This is a genomic window from Thalassotalea fonticola (genome assembly GCF_032911225.1).
GTDB lineage: Bacteria > Pseudomonadota > Gammaproteobacteria > Enterobacterales > Alteromonadaceae > Thalassotalea_A > Thalassotalea_A fonticola.
Genome location: NZ_CP136600.1, coordinates 125,871 through 143,944 on the forward strand (window position 1 = coordinate 125,871; position 18,074 = coordinate 143,944).

Sequence of the window (18,074 nt, forward strand, 5' to 3'; positions counted from 1 at the left end):
GATATCCAGAATAAAGGAACCACTTCCTGAACTTGTTTCAGGATCTGCTTTTATTCTTTGAAGTTGAGTTGTATTGCGGAATGTATAGACGTGGTATTTTGCTTTTCGTTTCTCGTATCTAAATTCTAGCTTTTTGTCGTTTTACGTATACTCTTCAAGTTGTGTAACCATAGCATCACCATCAACCAAACTAATAATGCCCTCCACCCAGACGTATTTATTCAGTTTTTTAGAGCGGTAACGCAAGATGATTTTTGCTTCTCGATTACCTAATAATTCAGCAGATATAAAAGATACGTCGGTGCCAATCCTTGAACGACTTTTATGGCTCTGCGTTAAATAAGCGATATATTCAGGTTTAGAGTAATTCAGCACAAAACCGTAGCCATTTGAACCTTGAGTGATCGTGACTGATAATTGTGGAGATAGCACAGTTTGCAGAAGGCTTTTCGCTTCTGTCTTATGAAAATCGATAAATTGTTGTGCAATATGATTTATTGACTCTTCAGACAGCACGTCTTCAGCCACAGCTGTAGCGCTAAAGTTAAGCCAAACCATAAGCAACAAAATTAATTTATTCATACCCTGCTTATCGCATCCGTTAGCACGAAGTGATTTTTAAAAAATAATATTTAACGGTTATTTAAATGTTATTTTGATCACTTCCCAAGTCACAATATGGCGTGTGCTGTTTTTATACCAAACCACTTAATCAATACCGTAGTTGGCAATAGGGATGTTTATTTTTGTTAACGGTTTACTTAAAGATACCTTATTTTAGCGACTTTTGTGCAATTTTTTTTAATTTCAATTCATTTAAATGATATTTACGACAATACATATAAAATTTACGCCAAAACATAGAGTAAAGGTTCTAAATTAACTTTAAAGATGATATTAATAATAGTAAGTTAAATACAGAATAGGTCATTTGAGTTTTATAAACGCTACTTATGAAATTATAAGACTGTACTAATATTTATACTCAACATGTTGAAATAACTTAGTAATTCAGCAATTTTAAAAATACTATGAAGGTAGATTCTATGCAAATCGGTATACCTAGAGAAAGTCTTTCCGGTGAAAATCGCGTATCGGCATCTCCAGCATCAATTCAAGCATTAATTAAGCTTGGGTTTGACGTGATTGTAGAGCAAGGCGCTGGCGATAAAGCCAGTTTTAACGACTCAGTTTATCAAGATGCTGGTGCAACTATTGTAACCAAAGAGCAAGCTTGGCAAGCTGATATTGTGATGAAGGTTAACCAACCTGAATCGACTGAAGTTGAGCTTTTAAAAGATGGCTCTAAATTAGTGAGCTTTATTGCTCCAGCCCAAGCTCCTGAGTTATTAGAGCAGTTGAGTGCTAAAAACGTAGACACTTTAGCGATGGAAATGGTACCTAGAATGACGCGTTCGCAATCGATGGATGCGCTTAGTTCAATGGCAAATATTGCTGGTTACCGTGCTGTTATTGAAGCAACTAATCACTTTGGTCGTTTTTTGACCGGGCAAATAACTGCAGCAGGTAAAATACCACCCGCGAAGGTAATGATTATCGGTGCAGGTGTTGCTGGTCTTGCCGCAATTGGTACTGCGGGTAGTTTAGGTGCGATTGTTCGTGCATTTGATACTCGCCCTGAAGTAAAAGAGCAAATCGAGAGTATGGGCGCCGAGTTCTTAGAACTTGATTATGAAGAAGAAGATACCGGTAGTGGTGATGGTTACGCGAAAGAAATGAGCCAGGCATTTATTGATGCTGAAATGGCCTTGTTTTTAGAGCAAGCGAAAGATGTTGATATTATTATTACCACTGCGATGATCCCTGGTCGTCCTGCACCGAAACTTATCACTGAAGAAATGGTCAATGCGATGAAGCCCGGTTCAATCGTTGTCGATTTAGCCGCACCAGGTGGCGGTAACTGTGAGTTAACGGTTCCTGGCGAAATTAACGAAGTTAATCAGGTTAAAATTATTGGTTATACTGATTTTGTTTCTCGCTTACCAAACCAATCAAGTCAATTATATGCAAATAACTTAGTTAACTTGATGAAGTTATTGTGTAAAGAAAAAGACGGCAACATCAATATCGACTTTGATGATGTGGTGCTGCGTAACATGACTGTTGTTAAAGATGGGGTAGTTACCTTCCCACCACCACCTATTCAAGTTTCAGCGGCCCCGGCTGCCCCTAAAGTTGAAGCGCCAGTTGAAGTGGCAGAAGAAGAGCCAAAATCAAACACCGGTAAATACATCGGCATGGCAGCTGCTGCCGTTGGTTTTACTTGGGTAGCAAGCGTTGCTCCGGCTGATTTCTTATCACACTTTACCGTATTTATTCTAGCTTGTGTTGTTGGTTATCACTTAGTTTGGAACGTGACTCATGCATTACATACCCCGCTTATGAGTGTAACAAATGCTATTTCTGGCATTATTGTTGTCGGTGCCTTACTGCAGGTCGGCAGTGATTCACTTGCCGTACAGGTTCTCGCGGGGATTGCTATCCTCATAGCCTCAATTAATATTGCTGGTGGCTTCTTTGTCACTAAACGTATGCTTAAAATGTTTCGGAAATAGGAGTCGTTAGTATGTCTGAAGGAATTATTACAGCTGCGTATATTATTGCGGCACTATTATTTATTATGAGTCTTGCTGGTTTGAGTAAGCAAGAAACTGCCGAAGCAGGTAACTGGTACGGTATTATTGGTATGTCAATTGCGTTAATTGCTACGGTTGTAAACCCGGCGGTTACCGGAGTACCATTAATTGTTGTTTGTATGGTTGTTGGTGGCCTAATTGGTTTACGTCTAGCCAAAAAAGTTGAAATGACTGAAATGCCGGAGCTAGTTGCTGTGTTGCATAGTTTTGTCGGTTTAGCTGCGGTTTTTGTTGGTTATAACAGCTTTTTAGATCACAGTGTACTAATGGTTGGCTCGGCGCTAACCATACATAATGTAGAAGTATTTTTGGGTGTGTTCATTGGCGCGGTAACTTTTACCGGTTCAATTGTCGCTTTCGCTAAATTGAAAGGTATTATTAATACCTCGGCGCTAATGTTGCCACAACGTCATAAACTGAATTTAATTGCCGGTATAGTTTGTATATACCTGATGGTTGAATTTGTACAAGCTGGCGGTGCGTTAACGCCATTAATTATAATGACGGCTATTGCTTTCTTATTTGGTTGGCACTTAGTTGCATCAATTGGCGGTGCAGATATGCCAGTCGTTGTTTCGATGCTTAACTCATACTCTGGTTGGGCAGCCGCTGCCGCTGGTTTTATGTTAGGTAATGACTTGCTTATCATCACTGGCGCTTTAGTTGGTTCATCAGGTGCAATCCTTTCTTATATTATGTGTAAAGCGATGAATCGTTCATTCATCAGCGTTATTGCTGGTGGCTTTGGCACAGACGTGCAGGTAGCGAAAGATGTCGATTACGGAGAGCATCAAGAAATAACCGCAGAAGCAACTGCCGATTTACTTACCGAAGCAAAGTCTGTGATCATTACTCCAGGTTACGGCATGGCTGTTGCACAAGCACAATACCCGGTGTATGAAATTACCCGTGCATTACAAGAACGTGGTATTGACGTACGTTTTGCTATTCATCCTGTAGCGGGGCGCTTACCAGGGCATATGAACGTATTATTAGCTGAAGCTAAAGTTCCTTATGACATTGTACTAGGCATGGATGAAATTAATGATGATTTCCCTGAAACTGATGTTGTACTTGTTATCGGAGCGAATGATACAGTTAACCCAGCAGCCGCTGAAGATCCAACAAGTCCTATTGCCGGTATGCCGGTTTGTGAAGTTTGGAATGCCAAACAAGTCATTGTCTTTAAGCGTTCAATGAACACCGGTTACGCAGGTGTACAAAACCCATTATTCTTTAAAGACAATACCGCTATGCTATTTGGTGATGCGAAAGACTCGGTAGAGAAAATATTTAAAGCATTATAAAGATAAATCTGCTGCGCATTTTTATATAGACCACTTCGTGGCATTAGTTTAATTAATCAGCCCGCAATTGCGGGCTGTTTTTTTTTACATGGAATTGTACATCAAGGATAATGCCTTTTTTGGAATTTGTAAGATATAATGGTTTTCATATCAATTTAAAAACTACCCCATTTTCAGGAACCAATATGAAAGTAAGCAAAAATACTATCGTTCAATTTCACTATGTACTTAAAACCGAACAAGGCGATGTGATTGAAGATTCAACTGGTGGCGATCCAGTAGCCATTTTATGCGGCCATAAAAATATGATCATCGGCGTAGAAAATGCTTTGGAAGGCAAAGAGAAAGGCGATAAGTTCGATGTTACAGTAAGTCCTGAAGATGGTTACGGCGAATACATCGAAGAAGCAATACAACGCGTACCGGCTAAGCACTTACAAGGCGCTGAAAAATGGGCACCTGGTATGGTGGCCGTTGTTCACACTGAGCAAGGCGAGCGCCAAGTAACTGTTCTTAAAGTTGGTAAGTTTATGGTCACGGTTGATACTAACCATCCATTAGCAGGTCAAACATTAAACTTTAATATTGAAATTATTGATGTACGTGAAGCACAAGAGAGTGAAATTTCGCATGGCCATGCCCACGGTGTTGGCGGACATCACCATTAAGGTTCGTTAAGTTTTAATCGCATTCTGCATAAGTATAAAGTCAACTCAGTACTTATGCAGGACGGTATAATGTTCTTTAAAAAGAATACAGTAAGGCAAGCTGCAAGGTGAATGGACTGTATTGCAAATTATCTAGACGCTGATCTGCAGAGTTTTGTTCTAGATCAGTTAGCTCTATATTAGTGTATTTTAACTCGGTTAACAGGGCCATTTGCCGAGTTAGCTCGAAATCAAAGCCAAACATTAGTTGAAAAACTAAATCACCATCACTTTCTAATGATGCATCTTCAATGTTCGCTTCTACATTAACCTCTGCATTTGTTGTTATCCCAGCCCCTATACCTAAATAAGGACGTAAATTACCTTTTCGCTGTACATGCCAATAACTATTAATGGCTAAATAGCTAACTGTTAAGTCTGCTTTAGCGTCTTCATTTGTGTCAATGCCAACACTGCTAAAAGTCATATCTGCATCATTTTCATGTTGATTGAGACTTAATTCTAACGAGATATTATCGGTAAAAAAATATCCTAATCCGAGAGCAAACGTTAAGCCAGGATCGAGCTCTAGTTCGATTTTTTCACTGCTGCCGGTTATTGAATTCAATTCTGCATCGGTATCATCAAAGGCTGAAACACCAATACTGGGTTTTAAGTACCAAGCACCTTGATTGGCTAAGACATTGAAACTAACTACTATTAGCAACACCAAAATCAATATTTTAATTGATATGCTATTTAATAATTTCATCAATTACACCTCAATAATAAATAGAATTTTTAAACGTATATGTTAATAATAGGTTAAATAGCTTGATTTCGTACAATTCAAACACAAAAAGTAATAATAAAAATTAGGGTACATAATGAATAAGAAAACTAAACTTGCATTGGTAATGATGTCTGTATTGCCGTTATCCATACAAGCTGCTGATATTAAAGTTATTCATGCGGGAGAGTTATTGACTGTTCCTGGTAAAACGGTACTTAAAAATCAAACCATTACCATCACTGATAATAAAATTAGCAATATTCAGCAAGGTTTTATTCGTGCCAAAGAAATTGATGAAAACGCTACTTTTATTGATTTAAAAGATAGTTTTGTGATGCCGGGCTTAATGGATATGCATGTGCACTTGCAATTCGAATATGGTGCTAACAATGCCAGTAGCAAGTTAAAAATGTCGGACGAAGAAATGGCGATGCAAAGTGTAAGCTTTGCAAAGAAAACATTAATGGCAGGTTTTACTACCGTCCGCGATTTAGGCGGCAACCCACAACCTTTATACGCATTGCGTGAAGGCATTAATAAAGAGTGGATAGATGGACCAAGGATCATAGCCGCAGGTCGTGTTTCAGTAACAGGTGGACATTTAGATGTTGATGGTATGCGCCATGATTTAATTGAAAAGTATTCACCTGATACTCTATGTGATGGTGCTAGTGATTGTAGAAAAGCAACAAGAAAAGCGGTGAAGTATGGCGCCGATGTGATAAAAATAGCTTCTACAGGTGGTGTTTTATCCGATACTAATACCGGTACAGGGCAACAAATGGCTGACGATGAAATTAAGGAAATTGTCGATACAGCTCATGCGCTAGGGCGTAAAGTTGCTAGCCATGCCCATGCGGCAAGTGGTATTAATGCTGCACTAAGAGCTGGCGTAGACAGTATTGAACACGGTAGTTACGCAGATGAAGACTCTATCACTTTGTTTAAATATTCAGGTGCGTATCTTGTACCAACGTTATTAGCCGGAGATACAGTGGTTAAAATGGCAAACACCAGTGAATTTATGTCTGAGGCAGTAAAGAGTAAGGCAATAAGAGTAGGCAGCGATATGTTAAAAAACTTTGCTCGAGCCTATCAGGCAGGAGTTAAAATAGCTTTTGGTACTGACTCTGGTGTTTCACGTCACGGTACGAACGCTCATGAGGCAGTTTTAATGTTCAATGCTGGGATGGCGCCGATGGATATTTTAAAATCCGCCACTGTTAATGCCGCCGATCTAATCGATAAAACAGCTACCTTGGGTACCTTAGAAAAAGGTAAATTTGCCGATATTATTGCCATGGATGAAAATCCACTACAAGATATTAGCCAACTTGAAAAGGTTGAATTTGTGATGAAAAATGGCACTGTTTTTAAAAATTTGTAATTAGCTTAGTATTAAATAAAGTGGCCTGTGATGACTGAATTTACTGCAACATTTGCGAAGCAAATTTCATGTGTGAATAAACAGCAATGGCAGGCCATATTCAATGATAGTTATCCTTTTTATCAATATTCATTTTTACATGCGTTAGAAAAAAGCCAGGCTGTTTCCTCTAGTACTGGCTGGCAACCCCAACATTTATTAATTCATGCAGAAAATACTCTTATTGCCGCTATGCCGTGTTATTTAAAACAACACTCGTATGGTGAATATATGTTTGATTGGAATTGGGCGAATGCCTATCAGGCTAATAACATTGAATATTACCCTAAACTGCTCAGCGCTATTCCATTTACTCCTGCAACGGGCAAGCGTATTGCAATTCATCCTGAATTTGAACAGTTTCGACATTCAATATTAGCATTAATAGTCGATGTGCTTGGCCAAACAATGGAGCAGTTACAAGCGTCTAATTTTCAATGTTTATTTTTAGATAAAGCAACAAGTGATAGTCTGCATGAAATTGGATTGTTACAACGCACTGATGTTCAATACCATTGGTTTAACAGAAGTTATTCATCATTTTCTGATTTTCTTGGGTGTATGACTGCACGTAAAAGAAAAATGATCAAAAAAGAACGCCAACAAGTGCTGCAACACGAATTAAGCTTTATTTGGTGTCATGGTAATGAAATCACAGAGCAAGACTGGATAAATTTTTATAACTGTTATCAACAAACGTATCAAAAACGCTCCGGTCACCAAGGTTATTTAAACCTTAGCTTTTTTATTGAGTTATCCCAAGAGTGTACAGACAGTATTTTATTGTTGAAGGCAATCAACAGCAAAGAGAACGTTGTCGCAAGCTCGTTGTTTTTTACCTCTGATACTCATTTATATGGGCGCTATTGGGGGAGCTTGCAAGAGTACGATTTTTTGCATTTTGAAACTTGTTATTATCAAGGCATAGAGCATTGTATCAAACATAATTTACAATGTTTTGATGCAGGCGCTCAGGGTGAACATAAAATTTCCCGGGGTTTTGAGCCAGTTAAACTCTATGGTAATTATTTAATTAGACACTCGGGTTTTAAACGAGCGATCGCTGAGTTTCTCGCTAAAGAGCAACGTTATCACAATGAGTATATTCAATCAGCGAGCTCTTATCTGCCGTTTAAATCGGATAATTGAATTTAACTTTCAATCCTTAACTCGAACAGGTTTCACTTTTAACATTCCGGTAGTCATGCTCACTCCGAATAATATTAACGCCGCGCCCATTAACATTGACAGTGTAACCAGCTCTTGTAAAAACAGAACCCCCCAGATGATACCAAACACTGGGATCAAATAAGCAACGGTGATTGCTTTTTCAGGCCCTAATGAAGCAATTAAACGAAAATATAATATGTAGGCCAGTGCTGTACATACTGCCCCTAAAGTGAGAGTTGAGTACATTGCTAAGTCACTTATTGGCGCTGAAGGCCAAGTAGCGGGTAAGAAAGGGATATATACGACAGCAGCAAAAAATTGGCTACCTGTTGCTATTGCTAAAGAACTGACACCGGTTAGTTTTTTCTTGGTATAACACGCGGCAAAACCGTAATTAAGAGCCGCAATAAGGCCGGCAATAATCGCGATAGCAGTATCATCAAAGCTTAAATCACCTTTACCAACAAATAATACTAATACTCCACTAAAACCAACGATTAAGCCTGCTGTTTTAATAAAGGTTAAGCGCTCCTTTAACCAAATAAAAGCAACCAGGCCTGCAAATATTGGTGCGGTTGCATTTAAAATAGACGTTAATCCTGCACTTAACGTTAATGTTGCATACGCGAGTAATAGAAAAGGTATAGCAGTGTTCGTTATACCAACAATAAATATACCTAGCCAGTTGTTGACCACATCTCTTACTCCTTTGTACATCAATAAGAACGGTAACAAGGCGATAAAGCCTATGGCGGCGCGCATAGCGATTAATGCAACAGGTCCTATTTCAGGCGCAGCAATGCGCATAAACATGAAAGATGCTCCCCAAATGGCAGCAAGTGATATAAGTTGAATTAATTGTGAAAGGTTCATCGTTTAAAAGCGGTAAAGATTAACATGAGGTTAATATACTCGTGTTAAATGTAAAAGGTAATGACTTATTTGTTGTTACGTCTTGAATTTACTCTATTATGCCTTATATAAACGCCTATCTAAGCTTAAATTATCTACCTATAAAATGACAATAAGTATTTCTTTATTCCAAAATCAACTTAAACGAATTGACTCAAGTAAAATATTTCAGGGTTTAGTGATTTCGGTAATTATTATCTCAGCGTTACTCATTGGTGCGAAAACTCATGATTTACCCTCTCAGGTGATCACCGTTTTAGCTTTGTTCGATATGGGCATAACGATATTTTTTGCCATAGAAATTGTCATTCGTTATTTAGCTACAGACAGTAAATCAAAGTTTTTTAAAAATGGCTGGAACATATTCGATAGTTTGATTGTTATTGGTAGCTTGATCCCTGCAGGTGGCTCTGGAGTTTTATTAGCACGCTTGTTGAGAGTGTTTAGAGTATTACGTTTAGTATCTATGGTACCAGAGCTAAGGTTACTCATAAATGCACTGTTAAAAGCCATACCTCGAATGGGCTATATAGCCTTATTAATGTTTGTTATTTTTTATATCTATGCGGCTATTGGTAGTATCTTGTTTCATCAAATTAATGATTTTCTCTGGGGCGATGTTTCAGTCTCGTTGCTTACTTTGTTTCGTGTAGCAACGTTCGAAGATTGGACTGACGTGATGTATGAAACAATGACGGTATATCCGATGAGTTGGGTATATTACATCACCTTTATATTTTTTACTGCTTTCATCTTTTTGAACATGATGGTAGGCACGGTATTAGAAGTCATGGCCGATGAGCATGAAATTGAACGGGCGAAAGCACATGGTGAATCAGCAGATGGCGGCGAGCCAGCAAGTCGAGCACAAATAGACCAGTTACAAGCGCAAGTTATTGAATTAAAAGCGTTGATAACAGAAAAATACAAAACTTAAATATCAATTCAGGCTCAGCAATATTATCATATCTAGCATTAATTCATTTTGTGGTAGTTACACTATACTTACTATCACTTAAAATGATGCTTAGCTAGTAAGCATCAATAATAGGATCACATTTTGATAAATGACGTTGTTGGTTGGTTGAATGGGCTGCTTTGGGGTTATGCCCTGGTGCCTTTACTACTTGTTGCCGGTATTTGGTTTACCGTGCGCTTAAAAGCAATTCAGTTTCGTCATTTCACTCATATGTTCTCAGTAATGAGGCATAGCCGCAGTGGTGATGGTCACGGTATCACTTCTTTTCAAGCATTATGTACTTCCTTAGCTGCACGAGTGGGTACTGGTAACCTTATGGGGGTTGCAATTGCCATTTCTATTGGTGGTCCAGGCGCAATGTTTTGGATGTGGGTGATAGCTATCATCGGCATGGCAACCGCCTTTGCTGAAAGCACTTTAGGTCAGCTATATAAAGAAGAAAATAGTGCCGGGGTTTATCGTGGAGGTCCAGCATTTTACATGCTTAAAGGTTTAAAAAGCCCTGCGTTAGCTCTTATTTTCTCTGTTTGTTTATTTATTGGCTACGGCATCATATTTTCTGCTCCTCAAGCCAACTCTATCGCGGAAGCGTTTAATTATTCCTACAATATTTCCCCGTGGATCACAGGTACATTTTTAACAATTTTTTCAGGAATAATTGTTTTGGGTGGGATGAAGAAAATCGCACGGTTTTCTGAACTCGTAGTACCATTTATGGGGATTGCTTATTTTCTCGTCGCATTATGGGTTATTGGCGCAAATATTAGTGAAATTCCAGCTATATTATCAAATATAGTCAGTTCAGCTTTAGGTTTGCGAGAAGCTGGTGGTGGCATGATTGGTGCGGCGATTATGCAAGGCATTAAACGCGGTTTATATTCTAATGAAGCAGGCATGGGGAGCGTACCCCACGCGGCTGCTGCGGCAACACCTTATCCGCCACATCCTGCCTCGCAAGGTTATGTGCAAATGCTAGGCGTATTTTTTGATACTATTGTACTGTGTACGTGTACTGCAATGATTATACTGTTAAGTGGCATTGAACTAGGTCAAGAGTTCGGCATTCAACTAACTCAACAGGCACTTGAAAATGAAGTTGGTTTTTGGGGCAGCGACTTTATTGCTTTAGCGATATTCTTCTTTGGTTTTACCTCCATGGTTGCAAATTACGCTTATGCTGAAAACTCTTTACCATTTATTAAAATGAACAACAAAATAGGTCGATTAATATTTTTAAGCGTTTTCCTAGGTATGATTTTTTACGGTTCAATTGCAACCTTAGGTGAAGTCATTGCCTTAGCTGACTTGGCAGTAGCGCTAATGACAGTAGTAAACGTAGTTGCCATTATGTTGTTAACCAAAACATTGGTCACACTTGCTAAAGATTACAACAGCCATATTGATAAAGGTGATATTCCACGCTTTATTGCTACCCCAGATCAAGAGCAGGAAATGAATTTAACTAGGGGCATTTGGAGCGAAGAGAATACTCGCATTAAATAGTCTTTATATCTGACTATGTTGAACAGGCCGGTTTTTATTCGCTTGTTCAACGTTTATTCTATGGATGATAAGTCGGCAGTTTTTTGCTATGCTTGCGCCATTATTACCCAATACCAATTGGTATTACCTACCTAAATAAACAGGACACTTCATGAGCTTCGATACTATTGGCTTACCAGATGATTTATTAAATGCGGTAAAAGCATGTGGTTACAAAAGCATGACGCCAATTCAGCAGCGTGCTATTCCTGCGGTTCGAGCAGGTCAAGATGTGTTAGCAAGCGCGCAAACCGGCACAGGTAAAACTGCTGCGTTTGCATTACCCATTATTGAACAACTGCTAAAACATAAAGCATCGACTGTGCCTGTTGTGCGAGCGTTAATTTTAACGCCTACTCGAGAGCTTGCTAAGCAAGTTGCGATGAATATCCGTGAATACACGCAGTTTACGGGGTTAAAAACTGCAGTAGTGTTTGGCGGTGTAGATTCTGCTGGGCAAATCAAAAACTTAAAAGCTGGCGCCGATATTTTGGTGGCAACACCAGGTCGTTTACAAGAACACCTAGAAGCAAGAAACGTTAGTCTTACACAAGTAAAGTTTGCTGTACTTGATGAAGCTGACCGTATGTTAGATATGGGGTTTGTGAAAGATATCGAAACAATCTTGCAATCAATTAAACACCAACATCAAACGCTATTATTTTCAGCCACATTTTCAAATAAAGTAAAATTGCTGACTAAGCAGTTTTTAACTAATCCGCGAATTTTAGAAACGGCAAAGCAAAATGCTACCGCATCCAAAGTTCGCCATTTTGTATATCCTGTGGTTGAAGAGCGTAAGAGTGAAATGCTGGCAGAGTTAATCGGCGTCAATAACTGGCAGCAGGTTATGGTATTTGCTGGCACTAAAGAAAGTGCCAATCAAATTGCCAAAGAGCTAAAACTTGACGGCATAAAAGCGGCTCTTTGTCATGGTGATAGATCACAAGGCTCGCGAAATAAAGCGTTGGAGGATTTTGCTGAGGGTAAAGTTAGAGTACTAGTAGCAACCGATGTTGCTGCCCGCGGCATTGATATAGAAGATTTACAGTATGTGGTAAATTACCACTTACCATTTTTACCGGAAGATTATATTCACCGCATTGGCCGTACAGGTCGAGCAGGTAAGTCGGGAACTGCGATCTCTTTTGTATCACCTAAAGATAATAAATTTTTAGGAAATATAGAAGAAGTTGTCGGTTATAACATTGAGCAGGTAAAACTCAAGGGCTATGAGTTTGATCCACTTGATTATGCATCTAAAGCAGAAAAAAAAGCTGCTGCAAGCAATGCTAGCAGTAGAAATAGATACCAGGCACAGCAAGATAAGAATCGCAGTGTCGCTAAAAAGCGTACGGATATAGGCCGACCTAAAGCCAAGCCGAAACGTAAAGGTCGTTATTCATCAAAATAAAAGCATTAGCGCTGAAAAATACAGATAATGAGTAATAATTCTAACAAAGCTGTTCCACACGCCAAAAGAATAGCAAATGCTGATACGGATCAGTATTATCAAAGTGAGCAAAGCTTGCATCAACACGTTGATCATAGTCTTGCTCACCAAGAAATTGAAACGCCATTTAATTTTCGACACTGCTGTTGGTTTTGCCAAGAGCCAAGTCAATTACGACTGTTATTTCCAAGCACTAAACAGCGCTTAATAGATTGCACTCATCAGGCTATTTCTGTACCTATTTGTGGTGAATGCAAGTCGCTTGCGAAAACGTCGCAGGCAAGTGATATTTACAGATGTAGAGAACAAATTAAAAAAGCACTAGCCAAACGCTATCAGAAAGATTTAGCCATAGGAAAAAACTGGACAAAAGAAGAGCTTGCCAATGCAGGGTTCGAAGGTGGTAGTTTTGAAGGCTTTGCCAGAAGTGGCTGGATGATGTTTGAAATAGCAAGGGATAGAGTTAATTTTTCTGGTTGGCCTTTATGGTGTAATGGTGAGCAAATAGAGGATACAACGCTTGGCAAGCAGTTTATCTTTGATGGCGTTGCTTATTCAGATCTTAGCCAAGCCGTAGACTTTTATGTTAAAACCTTTGGTTTGCATAAAGACTTCTTCGTTGAGTGCATAAAAATTATTGGTGTTAAACGTTTTGGCCATGCAATACGCTTTGCACGTCTTTATATTGGCTATTCGTCAAAAGAACGCCGCGAAATATTAAACGATCTTGCCATCACAGAACAGTCTCATTAATTATTAAACAGTTTGCTAAGTTGTTCTTTATAGACTAAAAATTGTGGGTCTACTAATAACAGCTCTTTTGGATAGCCAAGTGTTATAGCATTTTCGATCATATTCTCTGCTTCTAAAATTCGCTTACAGTTTAAAAATACCAGGGCTAAGCTATAAAAAATATAGGGATCGGCAGGGGATTTTTTAAGAACCGTTTGCACATATGAGTCGGCTACTGAACATTGTTTAAGCTCTGAATAATAACGCGCGATTTGCGACTGATTTGTTTCATCGTTAGGGTTAATCAGCTCTTTTTTTAAAGCTAATTGCAACGCTTTATTATAAGCCGCTGGTGCATGCTCATTCTGGATGGTTGAGTATTTATATGAATCCCCTAAATTTGCCCATATTGTATTGTCATTAGGCGTTAATTTTGTTCCTTGTAAATATATTTCAGCGGCGTTATCAAATTGTTTTAAGAAAAATAAACTGGTAGCTAAATTTGAGTAAGTAAGAGCTGTCGGCTCTATAGCTAATGCTTTTGACCAGGCTATACTGGCGTTTTCCCAATCCATCAGTAAATAATAAGCACCGCCCAAAGCATTGTAAGAATTAGCGACATTATTATTAAGTGAATTAACCTTGTTAAACTGTAAAATAGCGCGTTCATACTGACCGATATAATATAAAAAAACACCAAATTGATAATAATTTCTCCAGTAGGTAGGCTCTAATTCAATGGCTTGAGTATACAGTTCTTCAGCTTTGTTATTATCTTCGAGATCAAAATATACTTCTGCTAAAGTGGTTATAACTACAGTGGCTTGGTTATCAATAACTAACGCTTGTTCTAAGTATTTAATTGCTTCTTGCTGTTTGCCGCGGATCATACTCAACTTTCCTAAGGATAAATATGATTCAACACTTTGAGACTGGTAACTTGCTGTTAAGTCACAAACCTCAACACCTTTTATGTAATGGGCCGGATCTTTTCCTAATTGATAAAGCTCTAAATAAGTGAAACAAAGTGCTGCTAAAGCATTGATAAATTCTGGATCTAGTTTTAATGCCATGTTGAACAGATTTTCAGCAGTAATTAATGAGTTGATACTTTTAGTTTTACGGTACTCGTTTTTACCTTGCAGGTAGGCATCATAAGCTTCAAAGTTATTTGTTGGCATAGAGCTTTGATTATTGCTATATGACTCATCAACGCCGGGTATCAACAAATGCAATGCATTTGCAACTTTTCTCGAAAGCTCAGCATATAAGCTTAAAACTTGAGTCAATTGGGCACTTGTTTCAACCCCCCATACTTGAAAGCCAGTGACTGAATCAATTAGGCTGGTATTAACAATGATAATGCTTTGTTCTTGTCTGGCTTTACCCTCAAGAATATACCTGACTCCTAAACGAGCTTGAATCTCATCTATGCTGGCATCTTTACTTAGATCATTAGTCGCTCTCATTGATGTCACTTTAAAGCTTGATTTTTGAGCTAAATAATTAATTAATTCTTCTTGCAATCCAGACACTGCATACACAGGTAATTTATGTTCACTTAACGTTGAATTTTGCGCGGTAAAACTAAGTACTGCCACCGCATTATCTATAACAACTTGATTTTGTGGTGTATTTTCACTGTTTTTATGTTGTTCAGTCTCTACTTCCATATAAGTGGTTAGGTGATTAGATAAGTAGTAAACAACTACTAAAGCAATTACAGCAAAAATCAAATAAATTAAAAATTGCTGACCAAAAAACTTGTTATTATTGGCGTTATTAAATAACCGCCAGCGAGTGTTTTTTAAGGATTGACTCTTATTGTTGTCGCTAAAGTTAAACAACCCAGAACTTGGCTTCGCTAACGTAGGAAGCATCATTCGATAACCTTTTCTCGGGATAGTTTGAATAAATCGAGGGCATTCTTTATGGTCGTCGAGGGCGTGTCTAATTTCACTAATAATATGAGTAATATTTGTTTTTGATGCGCTTTCATCTCCCCAGCCAAACGCTAATATTTGCTCTCTAGAAACTATTTCACAATTACTTGCCGCTAAAAATAATAATATTTCCATTGCCTTCGGGGCTAAGTGATAAGGTTGTGAGTTTCTTATTATTAAACCAAGATCTGGTTCAACAATAATATCAGCTAGACTGAAACCACTATGCAATTCTTTAGGCACAGTGAACTTTTCAACAGTTGAGGTTCTCCCTGTCGTAGATGTGCTTTTGTTTAAAATAGTTTTGTCTGGCACGATTAAAGCAGCCTAAGGCATTCAAGAATTTTCGAATAGACCTCTGTTCCTAAAGTAATTAATATAAAATAATATATGAATTTATATTATGGTTGGAGAAGCTCTAATTAGCGAATCACTTTGATAAGTTTGTACATTGGGCGGGGAAAAATGATAAAGTAAATTTTTTGTAAAAAAAACCTATACAAATAATCAAATAAGGATATCTGTGGGCCATTTCTTTGAAATTATCGCTATTTTAGTTGCAGCCGTTTTCACTGTTTGGCTTTTTCGTAGGCTAAATTTACCCGCTATTTTGGCTTATTTGGTTGCCGGTACGATCGTCGGGGAACATGGCTTATCGCTGGCTGGGCATAGTTTAAATTACGAACACTTTGCCGAACTGGGTATTGTATTCTTATTATTTACTTTGGGTTTAGAGTTTTCATTACCCAAATTAATGGCAATGCGTCATTTGGTAATGGGCGTTGGCTCTAAGCAAGTTGGTATTAGTTTACTGATTTTTTTAATCATAGGTTTATTTTTCGGATTTGAAATTGAAAGCGCACTAGTGATTGGTGGTGTACTCGCACTTTCTTCAACAGCAATTGTTATCCGACAATTAAATGAAAGTGGTTCAATCAAGCGAAAGTCCGGCCAAATTTCTGTCGCGGTACTTTTATTTCAAGACATAGCGGTAGTTCCGCTGTTAATTATTATCCCATTTCTATCAGGCACTGGTGACAGCTCTATGCTGGTGGCATTGCTATTTGCTTTACTAAAAGGCGTATTCGTAGTTGGCTTGTTGTTGTCTGCAGGTAAGTGGGTATTACCTACAATATTTAATCAAGTGGCCTTAGTCAGAACCGATGAATTATTTGTACTAACTACCTTATTTGTAACTTTATTTGCTGCCGGGTTAACGCAATTCTTTGGTTTATCAATGGCTTTAGGTGCATTTTTAGCTGGCATGATGCTAGGCGAATCACAATACAAGTATCAACTTGAAGCTGATATTCGACCATTTAGAGATATACTTTTAGGTCTGTTTTTTGTCACCGTTGGGATGAAACTTGATCCGGTTTTATTGTTTACTCAACCGGGAAAAATTGTTCTGTTAGTCGTCAGTTTTATGCTGATCAAAATTTTAATAATCAGGTTCCTTGCGGTTAAGGCAGGGGAATCGAAAAAAGATGCCTGGGCATCGGCATTTATGCTTGCGCAAATGGGGGAATTTGGCTTTGTACTCATCTCATTGGCAGCTACTGTGGGAGTATTATCGCCGAAAGTCACGTCAATTCTATTAGGGGTTGGCATAATTTCTATGGCCATTACTCCATATATGATAAAAAATTCACGTAAATGGTCGGTAGCTTTAGCTTATGATAGTAAGCAAGATGACAGTGACGAGCAGATAAATATTAGCAGTAAGAAGTTATCTAATCATGTTGTTATCTGTGGATTTGGCCGAGTAGGGCAGACGGTAAGCCGATTTCTAAAACAAGAAAAAATAGATTTCGTTGCTATTGATATTGATCCTATCAGGGTAAATGAATCACGTGAAGCGGGTGAAAATATATTGTTTGGCTCAGCTAGACAAACTGAGGTTTTAGCGGCTGCAAATTTAAGTCAGGCAAAGCTAGTCGTCATTTCATATGGCGCGGCAGAGCAATCTTTAGATGTTGTACAAAAGGTTCGTTCTATCTCTAAAAATGTGCAAATTTTAGTTAGAACACGTAATGATGACTCTTTGGTGACATTAAAAGAAGCCGGGGCTAATGAAGTTGTGCCTGAATCTTTAGAAGGTAGCTTAATGCTGGTTTCACAGGTATTAAACTTATCTGGTGTACCGTTTTCTAGAATTGTGCGCAGAGTTCAAGCTGAGCGAAAAAACCATTATCACCGTTTGCATGGTTTCTATCCCGGTGTTGATACCAATATGAGTGCTGAAGCAATTGAACGCCTTGAGTTTGTTCACCCAACGTTATTACCTGATGATGCATGGGCAAATGGCAAAACAATAGCAGAGCTTGATTTAGAGCGTCGTCGAGTTGAGATTTTAGCTGTACGTCGAGATCAAGAGGAGTTTTCTGATTTAAATAGTGACTTTGTTTTACATGCTCAAGATACTATTGTTTTACAAGGCAAACCGCGCCGAGTTGAGCGAGTAGAACGTTACCTGCAAGAAGGTGAGTAACGGGTTATACCATTCCTTATGA

The 18,074-nt window shown here is 38.4% G+C and carries 14 protein-coding genes; 10 read left to right on the top strand and 4 right to left on the bottom strand.

Annotated elements, in window-relative coordinates:
- Positions 1-141 precede the first annotated feature (141 nt).
- Positions 142-582, bottom strand: coding sequence for a hypothetical protein (locus tag RI844_RS00600; RefSeq protein ID WP_348396548.1), 441 nt, complete (start codon positions 580-582; stop codon positions 142-144).
- Between the two features lie 464 nt (positions 583-1,046).
- On the opposite strand from RI844_RS00600, the gene RI844_RS00605 reads away from it, so the two are divergent.
- From RI844_RS00605 to RI844_RS00615, 3 genes are all read left to right on the top strand, one after another.
- Entirely contained in the window at positions 1,047-2,576 is a 1,530-nt protein-coding gene (locus RI844_RS00605) for a Re/Si-specific NAD(P)(+) transhydrogenase subunit alpha (protein ID WP_348396549.1), read from the top strand.
- Positions 2,577-2,587: 11 nt separating this feature from the next.
- Positions 2,588-3,964, top strand: a complete 1,377-nt coding sequence (gene pntB / locus RI844_RS00610; protein WP_348396550.1) for a Re/Si-specific NAD(P)(+) transhydrogenase subunit beta — start codon at positions 2,588-2,590, stop codon at positions 3,962-3,964.
- Positions 3,965-4,149: 185 nt separating this feature from the next.
- Positions 4,150-4,632, top strand: a complete 483-nt coding sequence (locus tag RI844_RS00615; RefSeq protein ID WP_348396551.1) for an FKBP-type peptidyl-prolyl cis-trans isomerase — start codon at positions 4,150-4,152, stop codon at positions 4,630-4,632.
- Positions 4,633-4,708: 76 nt separating this feature from the next.
- Here RI844_RS00615 and RI844_RS00620 read toward each other — a convergent pair whose 3' ends face one another.
- Positions 4,709-5,383: a porin family protein gene (locus tag RI844_RS00620; protein WP_348396552.1), complete on the bottom strand. Its 675-nt coding sequence runs from the start codon at positions 5,381-5,383 to the stop codon at positions 4,709-4,711.
- 145 nt (positions 5,384-5,528) lie between these two features.
- Here RI844_RS00620 and RI844_RS00625 point away from each other — a divergent pair, with 145 nt between their 5' ends.
- Together RI844_RS00625 and RI844_RS00630 are read left to right on the top strand one after the other, a co-directional pair.
- Positions 5,529-6,791 carry a metal-dependent hydrolase family protein gene (locus RI844_RS00625; protein ID WP_348398293.1) on the top strand — a complete coding sequence of 421 codons (1,263 nt, stop codon included), beginning with the start codon at positions 5,529-5,531 and terminating at the stop codon, positions 6,789-6,791.
- Positions 6,792-6,821: 30 nt separating this feature from the next.
- Positions 6,822-7,979, top strand: a complete 1,158-nt coding sequence (locus RI844_RS00630; RefSeq protein WP_348396553.1) for a GNAT family N-acetyltransferase — start codon at positions 6,822-6,824, stop codon at positions 7,977-7,979.
- A gap of 9 nt (positions 7,980-7,988) precedes the next feature.
- On the opposite strand, the gene RI844_RS00635 is transcribed toward RI844_RS00630, so the two are convergent.
- A complete protein-coding gene (locus RI844_RS00635) occupies positions 7,989-8,873 on the bottom strand; it encodes a DMT family transporter (protein ID WP_348396554.1) in 885 nt (294 codons plus the stop codon).
- A gap of 145 nt (positions 8,874-9,018) precedes the next feature.
- On the opposite strand from RI844_RS00635, the gene RI844_RS00640 reads away from it, so the two are divergent.
- The 4 genes from RI844_RS00640 (at position 9,019) to RI844_RS00655 (ending at position 13,639) form a co-directional block, all read left to right on the top strand.
- Positions 9,019-9,849 carry an ion transporter gene (locus RI844_RS00640; RefSeq protein ID WP_348396555.1) on the top strand — a complete coding sequence of 277 codons (831 nt, stop codon included), beginning with the start codon at positions 9,019-9,021 and terminating at the stop codon, positions 9,847-9,849.
- 123 nt (positions 9,850-9,972) lie between these two features.
- Entirely contained in the window at positions 9,973-11,394 is a 1,422-nt protein-coding gene (locus RI844_RS00645) for an alanine/glycine:cation symporter family protein (RefSeq protein WP_348396556.1), read from the top strand.
- Between the two features lie 151 nt (positions 11,395-11,545).
- Positions 11,546-12,847, top strand: a complete 1,302-nt coding sequence (locus RI844_RS00650) for a DEAD/DEAH box helicase (protein WP_348396557.1) — start codon at positions 11,546-11,548, stop codon at positions 12,845-12,847.
- A 27-nt stretch (positions 12,848-12,874) separates the two neighbouring features.
- Positions 12,875-13,639: a hypothetical protein gene (locus tag RI844_RS00655; RefSeq protein WP_348396558.1), complete on the top strand. Its 765-nt coding sequence runs from the start codon at positions 12,875-12,877 to the stop codon at positions 13,637-13,639.
- Here the strand turns inward: RI844_RS00655 and RI844_RS00660 are convergent.
- Positions 13,636-15,876, bottom strand: coding sequence for a winged helix-turn-helix domain-containing protein (locus RI844_RS00660; protein WP_348396559.1), 2,241 nt, complete (start codon positions 15,874-15,876; stop codon positions 13,636-13,638). The two genes, RI844_RS00655 and RI844_RS00660, sit on opposite strands and share 4 nt — an antisense overlap.
- Before the next feature lie 208 nt (positions 15,877-16,084).
- Here RI844_RS00660 and RI844_RS00665 point away from each other — a divergent pair, with 208 nt between their 5' ends.
- Positions 16,085-18,052, top strand: a complete 1,968-nt coding sequence (locus RI844_RS00665; protein ID WP_348396560.1) for a cation:proton antiporter domain-containing protein — start codon at positions 16,085-16,087, stop codon at positions 18,050-18,052.
- Positions 18,053-18,074 lie beyond the last annotated feature (22 nt).